The organism is Nannocystis bainbridge (assembly GCF_028368995.1).
In the GTDB taxonomy this organism is placed as follows: domain Bacteria; phylum Myxococcota_A; class Polyangia; order Nannocystales; family Nannocystaceae; genus Nannocystis; species Nannocystis bainbridge.
This window is the reverse complement of record NZ_JAQNDL010000001.1, coordinates 1,540,974-1,558,933: the sequence shown is the minus strand read 5'-3', so window position 1 is coordinate 1,558,933 and position 17,960 is coordinate 1,540,974. Positions and strand designations below refer to the sequence as shown.

Annotated in this window: 14 protein-coding genes; 4 read left to right on the top strand and 10 right to left on the bottom strand. The window is 71.4% G+C overall.

Features of this window, described 5'->3' with window-relative positions:
* The first annotated feature begins 1 nt into the window (after position 1).
* Entirely contained in the window at positions 2–361 is a 360-nt protein-coding gene (locus POL25_RS06080; RefSeq protein ID WP_272084922.1) for a hypothetical protein, read from the top strand.
* 108 nt (positions 362–469) lie between these two features.
* Positions 470–1,420: a PQQ-binding-like beta-propeller repeat protein gene (locus POL25_RS06075; RefSeq protein ID WP_272084921.1), complete on the top strand. Its 951-nt coding sequence runs from the start codon at positions 470–472 to the stop codon at positions 1,418–1,420.
* Positions 1,421–1,606: 186 nt separating this feature from the next.
* Here POL25_RS06075 and POL25_RS06070 read toward each other — a convergent pair whose 3' ends face one another.
* The 6 genes from POL25_RS06070 to POL25_RS44155 all read right to left on the bottom strand — a co-directional run bounded on the left by POL25_RS06070 (position 1,607) and on the right by POL25_RS44155 (position 10,766).
* Complete coding sequence (locus POL25_RS06070; RefSeq protein WP_272084920.1) at positions 1,607–1,822, bottom strand: hypothetical protein; 216 nt, start codon at positions 1,820–1,822, stop codon at positions 1,607–1,609.
* Positions 1,823–2,011: 189 nt separating this feature from the next.
* Entirely contained in the window at positions 2,012–5,086 is a 3,075-nt protein-coding gene (locus POL25_RS06065; RefSeq protein WP_272084918.1) for an efflux RND transporter permease subunit, read from the bottom strand.
* Positions 5,083–6,168: an efflux RND transporter periplasmic adaptor subunit gene (locus POL25_RS06060; protein WP_272084917.1), complete on the bottom strand. Its 1,086-nt coding sequence runs from the start codon at positions 6,166–6,168 to the stop codon at positions 5,083–5,085. The genes POL25_RS06065 and POL25_RS06060 overlap by 4 nt, the downstream gene beginning before the upstream one ends.
* 125 nt (positions 6,169–6,293) lie before the next feature.
* Positions 6,294–7,832 (bottom strand): c-type cytochrome, encoded by a 1,539-nt coding sequence (locus tag POL25_RS06055; RefSeq protein ID WP_272084915.1) that lies wholly within the window; start codon positions 7,830–7,832, stop codon positions 6,294–6,296.
* Between the two features lie 103 nt (positions 7,833–7,935).
* Positions 7,936–9,396, bottom strand: coding sequence for an Ig-like domain-containing protein (locus POL25_RS06050; RefSeq protein WP_272084913.1), 1,461 nt, complete (start codon positions 9,394–9,396; stop codon positions 7,936–7,938).
* A 278-nt stretch (positions 9,397–9,674) separates the two neighbouring features.
* Positions 9,675–10,766, bottom strand: coding sequence for an Ig-like domain-containing protein (locus POL25_RS44155; protein WP_272084911.1), 1,092 nt, complete (start codon positions 10,764–10,766; stop codon positions 9,675–9,677).
* Between the two features lie 533 nt (positions 10,767–11,299).
* Between POL25_RS44155 and POL25_RS06040 the strand changes: the two genes are divergently transcribed.
* Entirely contained in the window at positions 11,300–12,040 is a 741-nt protein-coding gene (locus tag POL25_RS06040) for an EF-hand domain-containing protein (protein WP_272084909.1), read from the top strand.
* 184 nt (positions 12,041–12,224) lie between these two features.
* Here POL25_RS06040 and POL25_RS06035 read toward each other — a convergent pair whose 3' ends face one another.
* Together POL25_RS06035 and POL25_RS06030 are read right to left on the bottom strand one after the other, a co-directional pair.
* On the bottom strand, positions 12,225–13,352 hold the full coding sequence (locus tag POL25_RS06035; RefSeq protein ID WP_272084908.1) for an SPM autocatalytic domain-containing protein: 1,128 nt from the start codon (positions 13,350–13,352) through the stop codon (positions 12,225–12,227).
* A 169-nt stretch (positions 13,353–13,521) separates the two neighbouring features.
* Positions 13,522–14,916, bottom strand: coding sequence for an alpha/beta hydrolase (locus POL25_RS06030; protein WP_272084906.1), 1,395 nt, complete (start codon positions 14,914–14,916; stop codon positions 13,522–13,524).
* A gap of 155 nt (positions 14,917–15,071) precedes the next feature.
* On the opposite strand from POL25_RS06030, the gene POL25_RS06025 reads away from it, so the two are divergent.
* Positions 15,072–15,530, top strand: a complete 459-nt coding sequence (locus POL25_RS06025; protein WP_272084905.1) for an Lrp/AsnC family transcriptional regulator — start codon at positions 15,072–15,074, stop codon at positions 15,528–15,530.
* A 60-nt stretch (positions 15,531–15,590) separates the two neighbouring features.
* On the opposite strand, the gene POL25_RS06020 is transcribed toward POL25_RS06025, so the two are convergent.
* Both POL25_RS06020 and POL25_RS06015 read right to left on the bottom strand, forming a co-directional pair.
* Positions 15,591–16,319: a class I SAM-dependent methyltransferase gene (locus tag POL25_RS06020; RefSeq protein WP_272084904.1), complete on the bottom strand. Its 729-nt coding sequence runs from the start codon at positions 16,317–16,319 to the stop codon at positions 15,591–15,593.
* A 207-nt stretch (positions 16,320–16,526) separates the two neighbouring features.
* Positions 16,527–17,861, bottom strand: coding sequence for a pesticin C-terminus-like muramidase (locus tag POL25_RS06015; RefSeq protein WP_272084902.1), 1,335 nt, complete (start codon positions 17,859–17,861; stop codon positions 16,527–16,529).
* Between the last annotated feature and the right edge of the window lie 99 nt (positions 17,862–17,960).

Genomic DNA, 17,960 nt, shown 5'->3' with positions numbered 1-17,960 from the left:
CATGAAGCTCGATGCCCATCAACGCGGCGAGGTCACGGCCGCCGCCCGCGACGCGTCGGAGCGGCGGATCTTCGCGCTGCTGCGCCAACACTACGGGCCGACGCAGGTGTGGCCAGGCGACCCGCAGGCGCTCGAGGTCGTGCGCGCGGCGACGGTCAAGGCCGCCGACTACGCGATGAACGCGGAGCGCGACGTGTTCAAAATCGCGGCGCTGATGCTGAGCTTCAGCGACGATTTTGATACCCGCGAGCCGTGGGCCCGCGAGATCGTGGCGGCGCGCGAGGGCGACGCGCCGATCGCCGAGCTGTGGTACCAGGCGGGCATCGCCGAGGTGCGGCGATACGAGGACGCCCGGCGGTAATCGTAGCAGGACGCGCGTCGGCGCCGGTGTCTCATGATCGCGCGCCGCCGCGATCGCGCGCGTGGACGCAGCCGTCGTCGGGCTGCGAGATCGGGTAGAGTGCTTTCGATGCTTCATGCACGCAGAGGTCGGAGGAGCGCCGCGAGCGCGGCTGGGCTCGCCCTGACGGCGCTCGTCGGTTGTCTCGGCGCCAAGGAGCGCGACCCCACGGAGTACCGGTTCTGGATGGGCGGGCCGCCGGTCCTCGGCGACTTCAACGGCGACGGGCTCGAGGATGTCGTGGCGTGGTTCGTGGACGACGGCGTGCTCGCGCTCGACGGGGCCACCTTCAAGCCGCTGTGGCGCCGGCCCGATCTGCGGATCGAACCGAGAGACGAGGCAGTCGTCGCCGGCGGGGCGGTCGTGATAGCGCGGGCGCGAGGGCTGGAGATCCTCGAGTCGACGAACGGGGCCACCCGCACCACGCTCGCGCTGACCGACGAGGTCGAGCGGCTGTGTGTCGAGGGCGACAAGGTCGGGGTCCACCAGATCGATCATGTGCGCTTCGTGCTCGACGTGGCGACCGGCCAGCGCGACGACGCCGCGACGCCGCCGGCCTGCGACTCGAGTTCGCTCCCGCTGCTGTGCACCACGGTGAAGCACGCGCGCTGCGAGGGCGACTTCGTGACCAGCAAGGCGCGGCTGACGGACCCGGTCACCGGTGAATCGGTCGGGATCGAGGTCAAGAGCCCGGGCACACCGGAGGTCACGATCGTCGGCTACGACACGGCGGGGCAGCCGACCTACCGGCTGCCGTTCGACCCGAAGGGCCGCAGGATCGAGGCCCTCGATCTCGTCGGCGGCACCGTGCTGATCCGGCAAGGTGAGACTTCTGCGATCGACGCGCGCACCGGGACCGTGCTGTGGACCTCGTCGTGCGGCGGGACCGGCGGCTACGCGATGGTCGGGACCGCCACCCGCGTGTATTTCGAATGCGACGGGCCCAAGACATCGCACGCGCTGCGCATCGTCGATCGGACGACCGGGGCCGTGCTCAAGGATCTCGGTCGGCCGCGGTAACCATGACGCGCCGGGGCGCCGCGAGGCCGTCGACGCGAACACGCCGAAATGAGTGGAGACGTCCCGCCATGCGGGACGAGGGTCAGGCCCGCTCGCGGCGGGCGACCTCTCACGTACGGTGCATGCACCCGCTGCGGCCGCGAGCGACTCCGCAGCCGCGAGGCTGACGATAGCCTCGTACTGCCATCAATAGTCTTCGCACACGCCGTTGGCGCACACGCGGATCAACTGCCAGCCCGAGCTGCACAGGTAGGTCTCCGAGCGGGTGTGCGCCTTGTTCCACGTGGTCACCTGCTCGCCGGTGTTGCTGGCGGTGCAGGCCTTGGTGGGCTGGGCGGCGTAGGCGGTGTTGGCGATGATGGCGCCGACGGCGAAGGACAGGATGAATGCAAGCTTCTTCATGGGTAACTCCTCGCGGCGCGTCGTGAGCCACGCCCACGGCCGCGCCGGTTCGTGCGTGCGGCCAGTGTACGCGGCTCGGGTCGCGACGTCGTCGCAGCCGTGCGAGGCACGATTGCAGCGATGCGAGGCCCGTTCGCGGCCGATGCAGGGCGGGGGCGGGCGTCGAACGGCCGCTCGCGGCGCTGCAGTTCAGCGCTCGCCGCCCGCGGCGCGTCCGGCGAAGAACGGGTAGAGCGCGGGGAGGATGACGAGGGTGAGCAGCGTCGAGGTGAGGAGGCCGCCGACGACGACGGTCGCGAGCGGGCGCTGGACCTCGGCGCCGGTGCCGGTGGCCAGCATCATCGGCACGAACCCGAGCGCGGCCACCAGCGCGGTCATCAGCACCGGGCGCATGCGCGACGCGGCGGCGTCCAGCGCCGCGCGCCGCGGACCGTGACCCTGGGCCGTGAGCAGATCGATCTGCGCCAGCAGCACCACGCCGTTGAGCACCGCGATCCCGCTGAGGGCGATGAAGCCGATCGCGGCGGACAGCGACAGCGGGAGGCCGCGCAGGGTCAGGGCGACGATGCCGCCGACGCAGGCGAAGGGCACGTGGGTGAAGATCAGGACGGCGGGCCGCAGGCGGCGGAAGGCGAGCAGCAGGACCGCGAAGATGCCCGCGATCACCACGGGGATGACCCATGCCAGGCGCGCGCGCGCCTCGGCCAGCGACTCGTACTGGCCGCCCCACACCGAGCGGGTCCCGCGAGGCAACGGGGCGCGCGCGGCGAGCTCGGTCTTGAGCGCCTCGACGACGTCGCCGAGGGCCGCGCCGCGGACGTTGAAGCCGACGACGATCCGGCGCTGGGCGTCGTCGTGATTGACGAGGCTCGCGGCCGCTCGTTGCTCGACGGTGGCGAGGTGGTGGAGCGCGATCAGGGCCCCGTCGGGGGTGGGCACCGGCACCTGCGCGAGCAGGGCGGCCTGGGGCGGCTCGCCGAGGCGAACCCGCACCGGCAGGCGCAGCGGGCCCACGTAGGTGTGGCTGGCGGTGATGCCGGTGCGGATGGCCTGGACGACGCGCAGCACGTCGGCGGCCGACATGCCGTGGCTGCCGGCGGCGAGCATGCGCGGGCGGACCTCGGCCACCGCGACGTCCGGCGGCGCCATGATGCGGACGTCGACGGCGCCGGGCTGGGCCTCGATGACCTCGGCGGCCTGCTCTGCCAGCTCTCGCAGCTGCGCGAGGTCGTCGCCGAAGATGCTGAGCGAGACGTCGGTGACGGTGCCGCCGAGCAGCTCGTTGAAGCGCATCTGGATCGGCTGGGTGAAGACGACGACGTCGGCCGGGGCTCGCGCCGCCAGCAGCGCGTCGATCTCTTCGACGAGCGCGTCCTTGTCGAGGCCCGGTCGCCACTGTGACTTCGGGGCCAGCTCGACGAACATGTCGGCCTGCTCGATGCCCATGAGGTCGGTGGCGACCGCGGGCGAGCCGATGCGCCCGACCACGGCCCGGACCTCGGGCACGGCCTCGAGCAGGACCTGCTCGAGCGCGGTCGCTTCGCGCACCGCCGACTCGATCGAGATGTCGGGCGCGCGCTCGGTCTGGATCACCAGGTCGCCCTCGTCGAGCTGCGGGACGAAGGCGGCGCCGGTGCGCCCGAACAGCCACACGCCCACCGCCAGCGCGGCGAGGCCGGACGCGGCGACGAGCATCGGGAAGCGGGCGGCGAGGCGCAGCACGGGGGCGTAGGCGTGCTCGGCGAGGCGGACCAGCAGGGGCTCGCGGGCGGGGATGTCGCGCGATCGCAGGACCGTCGCGGCGGCCGCCGGGATGAAGGTGAGCGCGAGGATCAGGGCCGCGAGCAGGGCCATGATCACCGTCGCCGCCATCGGCCGGAACATCTTGCCGTCGACGCCGGTGAGCGTGACGATCGGGACGTAGACCAGCAGGATCACCAGCACCGAGAAGAACACCGGGCGGGCCACGCCGCGCGTCAGGTCGGCGATCCGCGCGGGTGACAGGGACGCGCCGACGGCCCCGCAGAACACGGCCTCGACCATCACCACCGCGCCGTCCACGAGCAGGCCGAAGTCGATCGCGCCGAGGCTCATGAGGTTGCCCGGGATGTCGAGCAGCGCCATGCCGGCGAGCGCGAACACCATCGACAGCGGGATCACGAGCGCGACCAACAGCCCCGCGCGGAAGCTGCCCAGCATGGCGAACAGGACGACGATGACCAGCAGGCCGCCCTCGAGCAGGTTCTTGGCGACGGTGGCGAGCGTGGCCGAGACCAGCTTCGAGCGATCGTAGACGACGTCGACGGCGACATCCTCGGGCAGCGTCGCGGTGACATCGGCCATGCGTGCGTGCAGGCGCTCCATGACCTGCAGGGCGTTGGCGCCGCGCAGCATCTGCACCATCACGTACACGGTCTCGCCGCCGCCGTTCGAGGTCGCGGCGCCGATCCGCGGGGTGCTGCCCCAGCGCACGTCGGCGACGTCGGCGAGCCGCAGGCCGGGCTCGCCGCTGGCCGCCGGGCGCACCAGAGCGCTGCCGAGCTCCTGCGGCGTGGTCGGCCGGGCGACCCCGCGCAGCAGCACTTGATGCGTGCCGTCGGCCAGGCTGGCGCCCGCGGCCGTGCCGGTGGCGTCGACCACGGCGGCCTCGAGCTGACCGAGCGTGACGCGCCAGCGCGCCATGGCCTCCGGGCGGCCGACGACGTCGAGGGTGCGCTTCTCGCCGCCCCAGGTGTTGACCTCGACCACGCCCTCGATGGCGCGCAGCAGCGGGACCAGGCGCAGCTCGACGAGCTCGAGCAGCTCCGCCGGCGTGCGGTCGGGCGAGCGCACGGTGAAGTGGAAGATCTCGCCGAGGCCGCCGGACAGCGGGCCGAGCTCGGGCGACTCGACGTCTTCGGGCAGGCGGTCGCCGACCAGCGCGAGGCGCTCCTGCACCATCTGGCGGGCGAGGAACGGGCTCACGTCGTCGCCGAACACGGCGGTGATCGAGGAGATGCCGTAGCGCGAGACGCTGCGCTGCTTGACCATGCCCGGGATGCCGCCGAGGCTGATCTCGATCGGCCGCGTCACCAGGCGCTCGACCTCTTCGGGGGTGAGGCCGTGCGCGCGCGTGAGGACGAGGACCTGATTGGTGGTGACGTCCGGGAGGGCGTCGAAGCGCAGGCCGGTGGCGACGATCGCGGCGAACAGCGTCGCCACCAGGGTGATGAGGATGACCGCGCGGCGATGGACCACCGACGCCTGGACGAGCGCCTCGATCACGCGCCGGCCCCCGCCTGGGCCCGCTCGTAGGCCAGGGCGTCCTCGGCGATCCGCTCGCCGGCGCTGAGCTGCGTCGGATCGACGGCTCGCACCAGCGCGGAGGCGCCGGAGGCCATGAGCAATTCGACGGCGACCGCGGCGACCTGGCCGTCGCGCCGGCGGTAGACGATCAGAGCGTCGTCACGCCGCCGCAGCGCGCCGGCGGGGACCTGGACCACGCCGGGCTCGTCGCTGAAGGCCTCGACGGTGCCGCGCAGACCGGGCGCGGCCAGCCGATCGCCCTCGACCTGGAACCACATGACGATCGCGCCGTCATCGGCCTCGACGGTGCGGGCGAGCGGCTCGGGCCGCAGCGGCCACACGCTGCCGTCGACGGCGTGAAACCGCAGGGTGGCGCGCGCCGGCGGGGCCTGCAGGAAGCGAGCCTCGACGCGCGGCACGCCCTCGCCGACGACGCTGGCGATCGGCGGACCCTGGCCCTCGATGACCTCGCCGAGGCGACCGTTGAGCTCGCGGACCACGCCGTCGACGGCGCTGGTGAGCGTGACCTCGGGCTTCTGCAGCAGCTCGCGCGCCTGCGAGGGATCGAGGCCGGCGGCCCGCAAGGTGGCGGCGGCGGTCAGCGCCTGCTGCTCGACCTCCGCGGCGCGGGTGGCGACGTCGAAGACGTCGCGCTCGGCGACCAGGCCCTCGTTGCGCAGGCCCGTGAGCTTGTCGCGGCGCGCGTTGTGGGCGGCGCCGCGGAGCAGGGCGCCGCGGTAGCCGGCGGCGGCGATGACGACCTCGGGCATGACGACGTCGACGATCGGCTGACCGGCGCGCACGCGATCGCCGGCCTGGACGTGGAAGCGGGTGATCCGGGCGCGGAACAGCGGGCGGATCACGGCCTGGCGATCGCCGGCGAGCACGACGCGGGCGGCGGCCTGCAGCAGCGAGACGTCCTGCGGCGCGCTGGCCTCGACCCACGCGGTCGGGGTGCTCGCGGGTCGGCTGTCGGGGGCCCGATCCGGGCATGTCTCTTCGGACATGCAGGAGACGGCGAGGAGGGCCACGCAGCAGGTCGCGAGCGCCGGGCGGAGCATGCCGCTCGGTGTAGCGCGAGCCGGGCGGCCGAGCTTGAGAGTTTCCTGAGAACATCCTCAAGATCGCCGCCGCTGCGGCCGCCGCCCCGTTTCGAGCGTCGCAGGCGCCGGTGAGGACCCGCCGGTCAGAGCGTCTTGAGGTACTCGAGCAGGGCCTGGCGCTCGGCGTCGTCGAGGTGGTCGCCGAAGGTGTGGCCGCGATTGCCGTAGCCGAACAGGGTCGTGTCGTAGATGAACTTGCGCTCGCTCGCGGGCGCTTCGGCGTGGGCCGGCGCGGGCTGCCACGGCCAGCCGAGCGCGGCCTGGTCGAAGTTCGTGCTGTCGTAGTCGAGCCGCCGCCAGGCGCCCGGCCGGGCCGCGCTGTCGAGCACCAGCGCGATGGTGGGCACCGAGCCGTTGTGGAAGTACGGCGCGGTCGCCCAGATGCCGTCGAGCGGCGGCGCGGTGTAGCCGGGCGTCGGGTCGTCGGTCACGACCTCGCTGAACATGCCGTAGAACGACGCGTTGAACCATTCGCGCAGGTGGTGATAAAAGCCGCCCGCGGCCGCCTGGGTGGCGAACGACGGATCGGTGCCGATCAGGTCGAGCGGGATCAGCAGGTTGGGGAAGCTCTCCGCCGCCGGGTCCTTGGCGTAGGTGCCGTGGCAGCCGGCGCAGTTGCACTCGAAGACCTGCGCGCCGTCAGCGGCGAGCGCCTCGTCGATCGCAAACGGATACGTGGGCGCTTCGAGCGAGGCGAGATAGGCCTGGATGTCGGCGAAATAGTCGACCACGGGGCCGGCCTCCTCGACGCTGTCGGTACACAGCGACGAGGCCAGGACCATGGTCCCGCGGTGGTCGCCGCGCGACATGCCGTTGGCGAAGTTGCTGGTCTTCTTGCCGACGCGCCACCACGGCGGCGGATCGGCGGGGAGCACCAATTCCGCGGAGAGCTCGTACAGCGGCTCGTCGCTCCACGCGAGCGTGACCGGATCGCGGTGCGACAGCAGGATGATGGCGAACATGACCGCCGGGTTGGCGCCGACCGTCATCATCGTCGAATAAGGCCCGAGCGCCGCGGCGCGGGCCTTGAACTTGTTGAAGGCGGCGTTGGCAAGGCTGGTCTCGGGCAGGTCGGGCAGCGGCTCGGCGAACTCGCTGAGCGAGGTCGTGAAGTCGGCCGAGGCCTTGCCGAGGCCGACGATCAGCTCGCCGTTGAAGTAGCCCGCGTGGCACTGCAGACAGTTGGAGACGACCAGCTCGCTGTCGTCCGCGAGGGTGACGACGTTCCAGGCGTGGCCGACCTCGGCGTTCTTGCCGGCGCGACCGGGCAGCGGCTCCTCGACGCCGAGCACGCCCTCGGCGAAGCCGAACAGGTCCCAGGGGATCCCGCAACTCACGTAATCGCGGGTCAGCAGCGCCGTGTAGCCCGCTGCTGGGTCTCCGGAGGGCAGCTCGGGCGCCGCGATCGGCTGCCCGCGCTCCCACGGGCCGCCGTGGCAGAGCGGCTCGCCGTCATCACCCGTGCTCGTGGCCTCGGTGGGGCTGCCGCTGCTGCTCTCGGTGAGGCTGCCGCTGCTGCCCGTGCTCGTGTCCGACGCGCTGCCCTGCTCGGTCGCCGCCGAAGGAGTGTTCGCGCAGGCCGACGCCAGCGAGAGGAGGGTGAGGACGGCGACGGGACGCATGCCGCCATCCTATCCGATCTGGCCGGATGGCATGGAAGTGTTCGCTGCCAAGCGCGAGGTGGGGCGACCCGACCACGCATCACGATGCGCGGTCAGGTCCGTATCACCGGGTCCGTCGACGGCGACGGAGCGCCAGGGCGCCGAGCACGACCAGCGGCGCGGTCGAGCCCCGGGAGCCGTCGACCCCGCACGCGCATCCGTCGTCATCGACGCCGGCCTGGCCGGCCCCGCTGTCCGAGGCCCCGCTGTCCGAGTCCTGGGTCTCCGACGTATCGACGCCTGCGCTGCCGTCGGAGCTCGAAGTGGTCGGCTCCGAGGTGGTCTCCGATCCGTTCGCCGTGTCCGACTCCGTGTCCGTGCCAGGTGCCTGGGTGCCGACGTGCACCACGACCTCGTCGAAGCCGATGTTGCGGTCGTGGTCGATCGCCTGCACGCGCACCGTGTAGACGCCCTGCGGCAGGCCCGACAGCGACCACGTCTTCTGGAAGTTGAAGCTCGGGCGATCGTCGACGAGCTCGCCGTCCTTGTAGATCATGATCTTCCAGCCGGCGCCGTCGTGGTCGTCGCTGATCTCGGCCTCGATGTCCACGTTGGAGCCCGGCGGGAGGTTCAGATCCTCGGCGGGCGAGACGATCGTGACGGTCGGCGGCTCGGTGTCGGGGGTGTTGGTCCCGAAGTACGCGAGCAGCTCGGCGTGGGTGTTCTGCGCCCCGCCGCCGCACCACACGTCGTGGGTCGACTGGCAATTGATGCTGCCGGTGGCGTCGTTGTACTCCTCGCAGTTGTCGCCCCAGACCTTGTCGCCGCCGTCGACGTACGGGTGCATGACGAACGGTGAGTTGAAGCCGGTGTCGATGTGGCCGAGCCCGAACGCGTGCGCGGCCTCGTGCAGCGCCGTCGTCGAAAGGGTGTTGGTCTGGCTCGGCGAGGCGGCGGCGGTGAACGCGAGGGTCGTGTCGCGCCACCATCGATCGCCGCAGTCGCTGCTGCACGACACCCCGAGGATGCCGGAGGACATGCCGATATCGCCGGGCTTGCCGCCCATCATGACCATGGCGTACGGCAGCTCGGGCGGGGGCGCCTTTTCGTACGCGACCCGGATCCCGTACGGCCCGAGCAGGTTCTTGAAGGTCTCGATGATCGCCAGCGCCTGGGCCTCGGTGCCGAGGAACCCGGGGTACTTGAAGTTGCCGACGATGCAGGTCGACTCCATCAACGCGGCGTTGCTGCCGTTCGTCATCTGGCCGCCGAAGAAGTTGAGGAAGATCGTGGCCCGGTGCGGCGGGTACTGCCATTCACCGAGAGCCGTCGTCGGCGCCGGCGATTCGGCGAACAGCTCGGCCGGACCGACGACGTCGCCGTGAACCTCGAGCCCGCCAGCCTCCAGCATGTTCTGGAAGTCGAGCCTCCGGGCCTCGAGCTCCTGCTCGGACGGCTCCGCGACCTCGGTGACGGGCCGGTCGAACAGCGTGCGCGGCCCCGCGGGAGACGCCGTCGCCGAGCCCGGTGCGACGATGGCCAGAAGGAGTGGGGCGAGCGCGAGGAGGGTTCGGCGTGCGTTCATCTCGGGTGGTCCTGGCCGTGGCACAGTATCACAGCGAGGCTTCCGTCGACGGCCGCGTGCAGCCGGCACGCATCGAAGACATGTCCGAAGGGACATGTCATATCTTTCGGGCATACGCGCCCGAGGGAGCTGCGTCGGTGCGAGCCCCCATGAGCCATCATCCGACCCGTGGCGGCGTGGCGCAACGAGAGGTCGCACAGCGACTCATTGTCGCAGCGAACTCATGCGGCTGGAGGGCGCCTTGATGACCCGGACGTCTCGCATGCACCCGCGTGCGGTCAGGGGCTCGGCGCTCGGCGGCGGCGCCTGACGCCGCCCAGGGCCAGCATCACCAGCCATGCCGCGGTCCCTGCGCTGCTGCGTACCGCGCAGCCGCAGCCTTCGTCTCCGCGCTCCTGGGCGTCGCCGCTCGAGTCCGAGTCCTCGGCTGCGGTCGCGCTCGCGCCGGAGCTCGTGGAAAGGCCCTCGTCCTCGCCCGGGTCCACGAAGAAGCAGACTTCCTGCGACACCGTCACGTTGGCGCCGTGATCGCGCGCCTCCACGGTGAGACAGTGGCTGCCCGCGGCGAACGGCCGGTCCAGCCAGCGATACGGCGCCAGCGAATCGGGGCCGGCCTGCGCCAGCCCGTCGATGCGCAGCGTGACCGCGGAGAGCCCGATCTCGTCGCTCGCCTCGGCGACGATCGTCACCAGCGCCGGCGCCTCGAATGCGTCCCCGTCCGCCGGGCTGGTGATCGTCACCACCGGCGGCGTGGTGTCGGCGACGGCGGGCCCGAACAGCCACAGCAGCTCCTGGTGCGCGTTCTGCCGGCCGTCGTCGCAGAAGCGCCGGTGCTGCTCGCAGTGGAGGGGGCCGCCGCCGGTCAGGGCCAGACATTCGTCGCGGAAGCTCGCGTCCACGCCGACGAGGGTCGGGTTCATGATCTCCTCGGGCTCGGCCACATGCTCGAGCCCGTAGGAGTGCGCGAGCTCGTGGCTGATCGTCGTCGCCTGGGCTGCCGCCGAGAATTCGTCGTCTGCGCCGTGGAACGCGAGCACGACGCTGCTGGCGACCCCGTCGTCGCAGTCGAGCGCGGACGCACCCGTCACGCCGTCGCCGAACGGGTTGGTCGGCGAGTTGACGCTCATCGCGTAGGCGCCGGCCTGCGGCCGGACATCGGTGATCGTCACGTCGTAGGCGGCCCAGTCGGCCAGGACCGCCTGCAGCGACGCGTCGCGCTTGCTGCCGAGGCCGTACGGCGCGTAGTCGGCGACGAACTCCGCGAACATCGTCGTGTCGGTGGTCGCGTCGTCCTGCTCGCCCTGCGCGAGGCTCACGCCGTCGTAGTTGAGGAAGAACACCCGGCTGCGGGCGTGGCCGAGCGCTGCCACGCCCGCTTGCGGCGAAGTGCTCGCGCACCAGGAGCGAGCCGCCGGCGCGCCCTCTGGCGGCGGCTCCGTGGCGGCTCGCGCGGTCGCGGCGATCAGGCCGACGCCACAAGCCAGGCTCCAAACCGCGAAGGGAGACGGAAGCAAGCGATCGTTCTCTCGCACGAACTTCACCACGTGCCCGCGCGATCGTCCAGCCGTCCCGGCGTGCGCCGGCGACAGCGTCGGCGACGCGCGAGTGCGGTGATTCGTCGATCGCCGAAGTACCGGACGCTTCGCGACGGGCTGGTACGACCTCGCCGATCTAAGTGCGGTGCGCGATCGTCGTCGCGGCCGAGGGGTTCGACCCTGCGGGGGAGGCGTGAGGAGCGGGTGCGCAAAGGAGGGGGCTGCGGATCCGGCGCTGCCCGTCCGGGCCCGGTTTGCGCCCGCGTAACCGCGGGTAAAGGGGTCGTAAGCGGGCGAGCGCGGGCGGGTCGGGCGACGAATAGTACCAGCATCGCCGGGGTCGAAAGCCCCGCAAGGAAAGACCCGCCATGAACGCCATCACCAAGATCCTGCTCCCCGTCGCGCTCCTCTTCGCTTGTGACACCGAGGACGGCGAAGACATCGAGTCCACCGAGCTCGCCGCCGAGTCGAACCACGAGGGCGAGGGCCGCCGCGGTCGTGGCGGTCCGATGCGGCTCGACACCGACAAGGACGGCGCCATCTCGCAGGCCGAGGCCGCGGGGCATCGCATCGCCGCGAAGTTCGCCGAGCTCGACGCGGACAAGGACGGCAAGCTCAGCCGCGACGAGCTGCGGGCCATGAAGGGCCGCGGCGGCAAGCACGGCGGCGGCAAGCGCCACGGCGACCCGGCCGAGCGCGCCAATCACCTCGTGCAGAAGTTCGACGCCGACAAGGACGGCAGCCTCAGCGCCGCCGAGCTCGTGGACCATCCGCGCCTCGCGGGCAAGTTCGCCGGGCTCGACGCGGACAAGGACGGCAAGCTCGGGCTCACCGAGCTGCAGGCGATGAAGGGCCGCGGCGGCAAGCGTGACCCGGCCGAGCGCGCGGCCCACTTCATGGCCCGCGCCGATGTCGACACCAGCGGCTCGCTGTCGCTGGCCGAGGTCGCCGACCACCCGCGGCTCGCCGGCGAGTTCGCGGCGATCGACACCAACAGCGACGGCGCCTTGAGCATGGCCGAGCTTTCCGCCTTCAAGCCCGCGCCCCGTGGCGAGCGCGGCTTCGGCCCGCACGGCGAGCGTGGCCGCGAGCGGACGGACCGCGGCTGAGCGAAGGCGATCGAGCCGGGGGAGAGTCGCTCCCCCGCTGCATGGGCTTCCGGAGCTCCTTCGCCCTCCGTCGCGCTGCCGCCCTCGCTCTCGGTGTCACTCTCGGGGGCGACGAGGGACTGCAGCTCGCCGTCACCTCCAGCCGCGTGCCGGCGGCGCCGCGCAGGGCGCGGCGCCGAACGACTCACTGGCACGGCAGGTGGACGTCGACGATCTGGCCGCTACGGACCGCACCCAGGGCGTCGCGGAACTCGAAGGCCGAGCGCTCGACCCCGCAGTTGCCGCGCTCGTCGCAGTCGTAACGCCGGCCGAACCCGAGGTCGATGGCGATGAGCTCCGCCTCGGCGACCGGCATCAGCTCGCCCAGGGCGCCGCGGCGGTCGCTGTTATGATCCGACCAGAGCACCAGCTCGTGGAAGATCGGGTCGGCCGCGGTGATCTTGCCGTCGCGGTCGACATCGAACTCGCCGAGCGCCTCGAAGCCATGGCTGGCGCGCACGCCGGTGGTCAAGAGCGTGCCGCTGCCGAACAGCTCGCGGCCGCTGCCGATGAGCCCGTCGCCGTCGCGGTCGAGGGCCAGCCACGGCTGGGCCGGCCAGTCGGTGCTGAGGCACGAGCCCTGGCCGCTGATGTCGAACGCCGCGGCCCCGGCGGCCTCGAAGCGGATCGGCTCGCCGTCGAAGCTGACGACCAGCGGCGTCCAGCAGCACGGGTCGTCGGTGCCGCAGCACGGGTCTTCGCTGTACCACTGTTCGACCGAGAGCGCGCCCTCGAGAATGGCGCAGTGGGTGCCCTGGCACTCGCCCTCTTCGAACACGTCGTCGGGGGTGCAGGCGTGTTCGACCGCGCAGGTCGTCCACTCCTCCGCGCCCCACGAGACCACGCAGAGCGACGTGCCTTCCTCGCCCCCCGCGGTGGTGCAGGGCATCGAGTGTTCGCCCTCGCACCACTCGAGCCGATCCTCGCCGCCCCACGACTGCGAGGTGGTCCAGGCGGCGAGGATCTCGTCGGGGCTCATGTCGGCGACGAGGAACTGGCACTCGTCGTCCGGGGGCAGGGGGTCGGTCGTGGTGCTGGTCTCCGAGTCGCCCTCGGAGTCGGCGCCCTCGGAGTCGTCGCCCTCGGTGGCGCTGGTCGTGGTCGTGGTCGACGGCGGGCTCGCCGGGTCGGTGTCAGCCTCGGAGTCGCCCTCGGAGCCGGCGATGTTCGTCGTGTCGCCCGGCGCGGTATCGACCTTTTCACAGGCAGGAGCGAGGCCGAGGAGCGGCGCGAGGGCGAGGAGGAGGCGAGGAGTCGACGGGCTGCGCGTCATGTCCGGCAGCGAATGCACGGGGGATGCCAGATCGTTTCCTGGCCCGTGGCGGCCCGTAGGGGCCGTTTCTCCGCGGGCCCATGGTGCGAGTGTCAGGGTCCTGGCGTCGATGTCCGCGTCGCGCGTGTCTCGACGAGGGGCCCGGAGCGGCCCTCCATTCAGTCGCTGCTCAGCGGCGAGCGGGCGGAGGAAAGGACGGCGTCACGAAGTTCGGGGTCGGCAGCGAAATCTCGGCCGGCAGCTTCGCGGTCGCGCCCGAGCGATAGAACTCGAGGATCGCAGCGAAGACTTCGGGCTGGTGGCGGGTCATCCGGGTCAGCTGCTCGTGCACGGCGCGGTGCACGATCATCACGCGGCCGCGCGGGAAGTAGGGCGCGATCTGCAGCATGTTCTCGATCGGCGTCGAGGTGTCCCAGTCGCCGTTGACGAACAGCACCGGCACCTCGCTCGTCGCCGGGGCGCGCAGCGCGTCGCCGAAATCGGGGGTCGGCCAGGCCGGGCGCGAGCTCTCGTGAGGCTCGAAGCTCCACGTGCCGAGGTAGTGGGTCGCTGGATCGCTGTGCAGCCGGTGCGCTCGGGTCGCGCTGAAGCCCAGCCCCGAATCGATCAGCGGCAAGATCACCGAGGAGAACTTCGACCTGCGGCGGCGCGCCAGCTCCTCCCGCGCCCACTCCTCGTAGCGGCCGTGATACAGCGACAGGATGAACGCCGGCCACGTTTCGGCGTCGTCGGGCAGCAGCGCATTTTGCAGGTCGGCGAGGCCGAGCACCACCGCTTCGGTCTTGCCGGTCTCGGGCACGCGGACCTTCACGGTGACCGGACCACGGGCGAACCGGTCGCGGAGCTCGCGGACCGCGGCCATCAATCCGCCGGGCGGCAGATACGGCCGCAAGTTCGGCGCGCGGTCGCCATCGAAGGCGATGCGCTGCAAGGCGGCGAACAAATAGGATGGCATGTCGACGCCGTCGTCGAGCGGCTCGACGCCGTAAAGCACGGCGCGCTCGACGATCTCCGGGTGCAGCCGCAGGACCGCGAAGCTCCACTGCGAGCCGAAGCTGCCGCCGAGCAGGTTGAGCTTGGCGTAGCCGAGCGCGCGGCGCAGCTCGGCGACGTCCTCGACGCACTCGCGCACGTGATAGCCGGACAGATCGTGATCCGGGTTGGCGGCGATCGCCGCGGCCGCAAAGGCGCGATAGGTCGCGCTCTCGGCCTCCATGGAGCTCGGGCGATCGAGCGGCGCGGGCACGGCATCGGGCAGGCGCAGGGTGGTGCCGCGGCGCGAGAACCCGCGCTGATCGAGCACGATGACGTCGGCGACGGCGCTGTAGCGGCGGAAGTTCTCGAGCCGGCGGCGCGAGTTCTCGCCGCTGTCGGTGAAGGCGTCGAGGTAGCTGTTGCCCGGCCCGCCGGGCAAGAACACGATCGGCGCCGCGCGGGTCGGTCGCGCCGCTCGCAGCCGCGCGAACCCGACGTCGATCACGCGGCTGTCCGCGGCAGCGCGATTCTCGAGCACGTGCAGGGTGCCGAGCTCGAACTGGATCTTCTCCCCCGCGGCGGAGGTCACCGACGCGGGTTCGAGCGAGACCGTCCCGGCCCGGGGGGCCGCAGGCGAGGCGAGGGCGAGCAGACCGGCGAAAAGTCGGGATATGAGCATCGAAACCGAAGAATATTCTCGAACTACCCGGTATTCTATCGAATAGAATTCGAACGGAGCCGGAGATGTCGACCCTCGACCGAATTGATCGCGCCCTGCTCGGGCTGCTGCAGAAGGATGCACGGATCTCCAACAAGGAGCTGGCCGCGAGCGTCGGCCTCGCGCCGTCGTCGTGCCTCGCGCGCGTGCGCCGGCTCGAGGCCGAGGGCGTGATCACCGGCTACCGCACCGAGCTCGCGCCGCGCTCGCTGGGCCTCGACCTCCAGGCCATGATCGCCGTCCAGCTCCGCCTCCACGTCGGCGAGGCTTTCAACAGCATCGGCGACCACCTGCGCTCGCTGCCCGAGACGGTCGCGGTGTATTGCCTCGGCGGCTCGACCGATTTCCTGGTCCACGTCGCGTGCCGCAACACCGAGCACCTGCGCGTGCTCACCATCCGCTCGTTCACCAGCCGCCCCGAGGTCAGCCGGATCGAGACCTCGCTGGTGTTCTCCTACGCGCGCTCGAACCTGGCCGTCGAATGAGCGCGCGGCCTCGCTGTCGCGGCGGGCAGCGAGCGCGCCCGCGACGATCGCGGCCGGGACTCAGCCGGCAGCGCCCGGCTCGCAGCGCACGAGGAACACCTTGAACTGCAGCGAGACGAAGATCGGTCGCGGCGCCACCAGGTCTGTCTGCGCGAACAACTCGAACAGCGCGGCGTCGGACTCGATGAAGTGCATCATGTTCGCGCTCTGACGCCGGCGTTCCAGATCCTCCTGGGGGATCCCGTGGGCACGCCAGCGCCGCAGCTCCACGTCCCACAGGGATGGGTCCATGCCGACGCGGCAGCCGACGACGAGCGGCGCGCCGGGCTTGAGCCGCCGGGTCACCTCGCGCAGCAGCGCGAGGCGCTCCGCTTCCGGCACGTGATGCAGCACTCCCAGCATTTGCGCGCCGTCGAAAGGAGGACCGGGAGGCAGGCTTTGCAGCTCGCCGACGTGCAGGTGCGTGCGCGAGAGCAGCCCCTCGGCGGCCAGGCGCTCGCGGGCGACCGCCAGCATCGCGTCGGAAGGGTCGACGCCCGTGAAGCGCCAGCCCGGGACCTCGAACCGATTATAAGGCACCAGCTCCGCGCCCGTGCCCAGCCCGACGAATAGCAGGGACGCGGTGTCCTGGCCGTCCAACTGGCTGGTGAGCGCGCTGACGCCGAGCTCGTACATCGCTTGCGTGCCCGCGAGCGCGACGGCGGCCTGGGTGTCGTAATGCGCGGCTCGGTCGGCACCGAAGCCCGACACGGGTGGATGAGCAGAGGGAGCGGAGTGTTCGTGGGCCATGAGGTGTCCTCCAGAGCGTCCGCGCGAGGCGGAACGTCGATGACCCGAGGATGCGCCCCGGCACGGGCGGGCGACAGGGCGAAGATTCATGCGAGATCGGCCGAGATTTCGCTCGGCCGGGTCGGCGGCCTCGGCTCCGTCATGCGGGAGGCGGTGCTTCGGGGAGGGCCTCGGACCCTCGGCCGGAGAGCGACGCTCGTATCGCCGCTACTCCGACCAGCAGGCCATCTCGTCGCACTCCCCGAGCAGCTCCGGCTCGGCCGGCTCCGGCCCGTCTTCCTGCTGATCCTTGGCCTTCTCTCCGACCACGTATTCTTTCGCCGGCCCCCAATATTTGGGGCGCTTGCGCTGGGCGTCGCTTTGATAGCCCTCGTAGTCGAGTTGATGCATGTAGAGGCTGTAAAAGGTCAGGGTCGGCTTGGCGGGCGCGGCCGGCTGGGCGGGCGGAGGCGGCTTGGCGGGCGTCGCGTTTTGAGCGGGCGGAGGGGTCTTGGCGGGCGCCTGCGTGGCGGGGGCTGGCGTTGCGGGCGCGGGGTTGGTGGGCGTGCCGGACGCAGGAGTCTGCGCGGGGGTCGTCGTGGCAGGCGCGGCCGGCTGGGCGGGCGGCGCCCCCGGGCACTCGAGCTTGTGCCGGATCAACGTGAACCCGGACGAATACAGCGCCTTCTTGTCCTCCGCCGGGAACGCGATCTCCTTGTACTTCTGATTGACGAGGTATGCGACGACCTCGCCGTCCTTGATGCAGCGGACGCCGTCGACCTGCTTGAGCTGAGTCCCGGTCCCGGCGTCGAAGTGGATCCCGCCGTGCCAGATGCCGCTCGCGCCGATCGGGTAAAAGCCGTCGTCCGCCTTCGGCAGGGCCGCTGCGCTCAGCGACGGCGAGCCGATGTAATAGCCGCCGTCCTGGACGTCCTTGCCTGCGTTGTCCGGGAACGGGAACACCCAGGCCGCGGCCTGGGTCCCCGGCTCCGCCGGCAACCAGGCGCTGCGCGCGGTGATGCGCTGATTGATGCTGCCGTCCCGCGCGTTCCGGAGGTTGGTGTTGTCCACCCAGTACTTGTGGTCGTGGATCACCGCCCGGAATGCGGGGTAGTCGGCGGCCGTGATCGACGGCAACAGGCGGGGCTTGTGCCGTTCGGAGAGGTCGCCGCGGAATCGCAGGTCGACCAGCACCTCTTTCATCTTTTGCGGGTAAGCGTCCCAGTTGCCGCCCCACGACCGGATGATGCTCTTCGTGTACCCGACGTACACCGGGTACACGTGGGTGAAGAGGGCCATCGACTGGTCGCGGGTCAGCAGGGGGATCGAGTCGGCGTTCGTGTTCACCCAGTCGCGAGCGGAGGTGCTGGTCAGGCCGGCGCCACCCACGAACTTGTCGATGCTGGTCTGGGGCACACCCGCGTTGGCGAGGTCGGTGCGGATCGACGCGGCGCTGCGCTGGCCCATGTCGTATCCGGGGCCGATGGTCACACCTGACACGCCTCCCGGCCAGTGCGCCTTGAGGACGCTCGGCAGGTGGCCGCCCTCGGTCCGGAATGTCAACTCGCAATAATCAGGGAACTCTTTGGTCGCCATCCCGCCACCCGCCGCCGATCGGTCGCGTCGCTCCGACGCGCGTTCTCATGAGCGAGGATATCGACG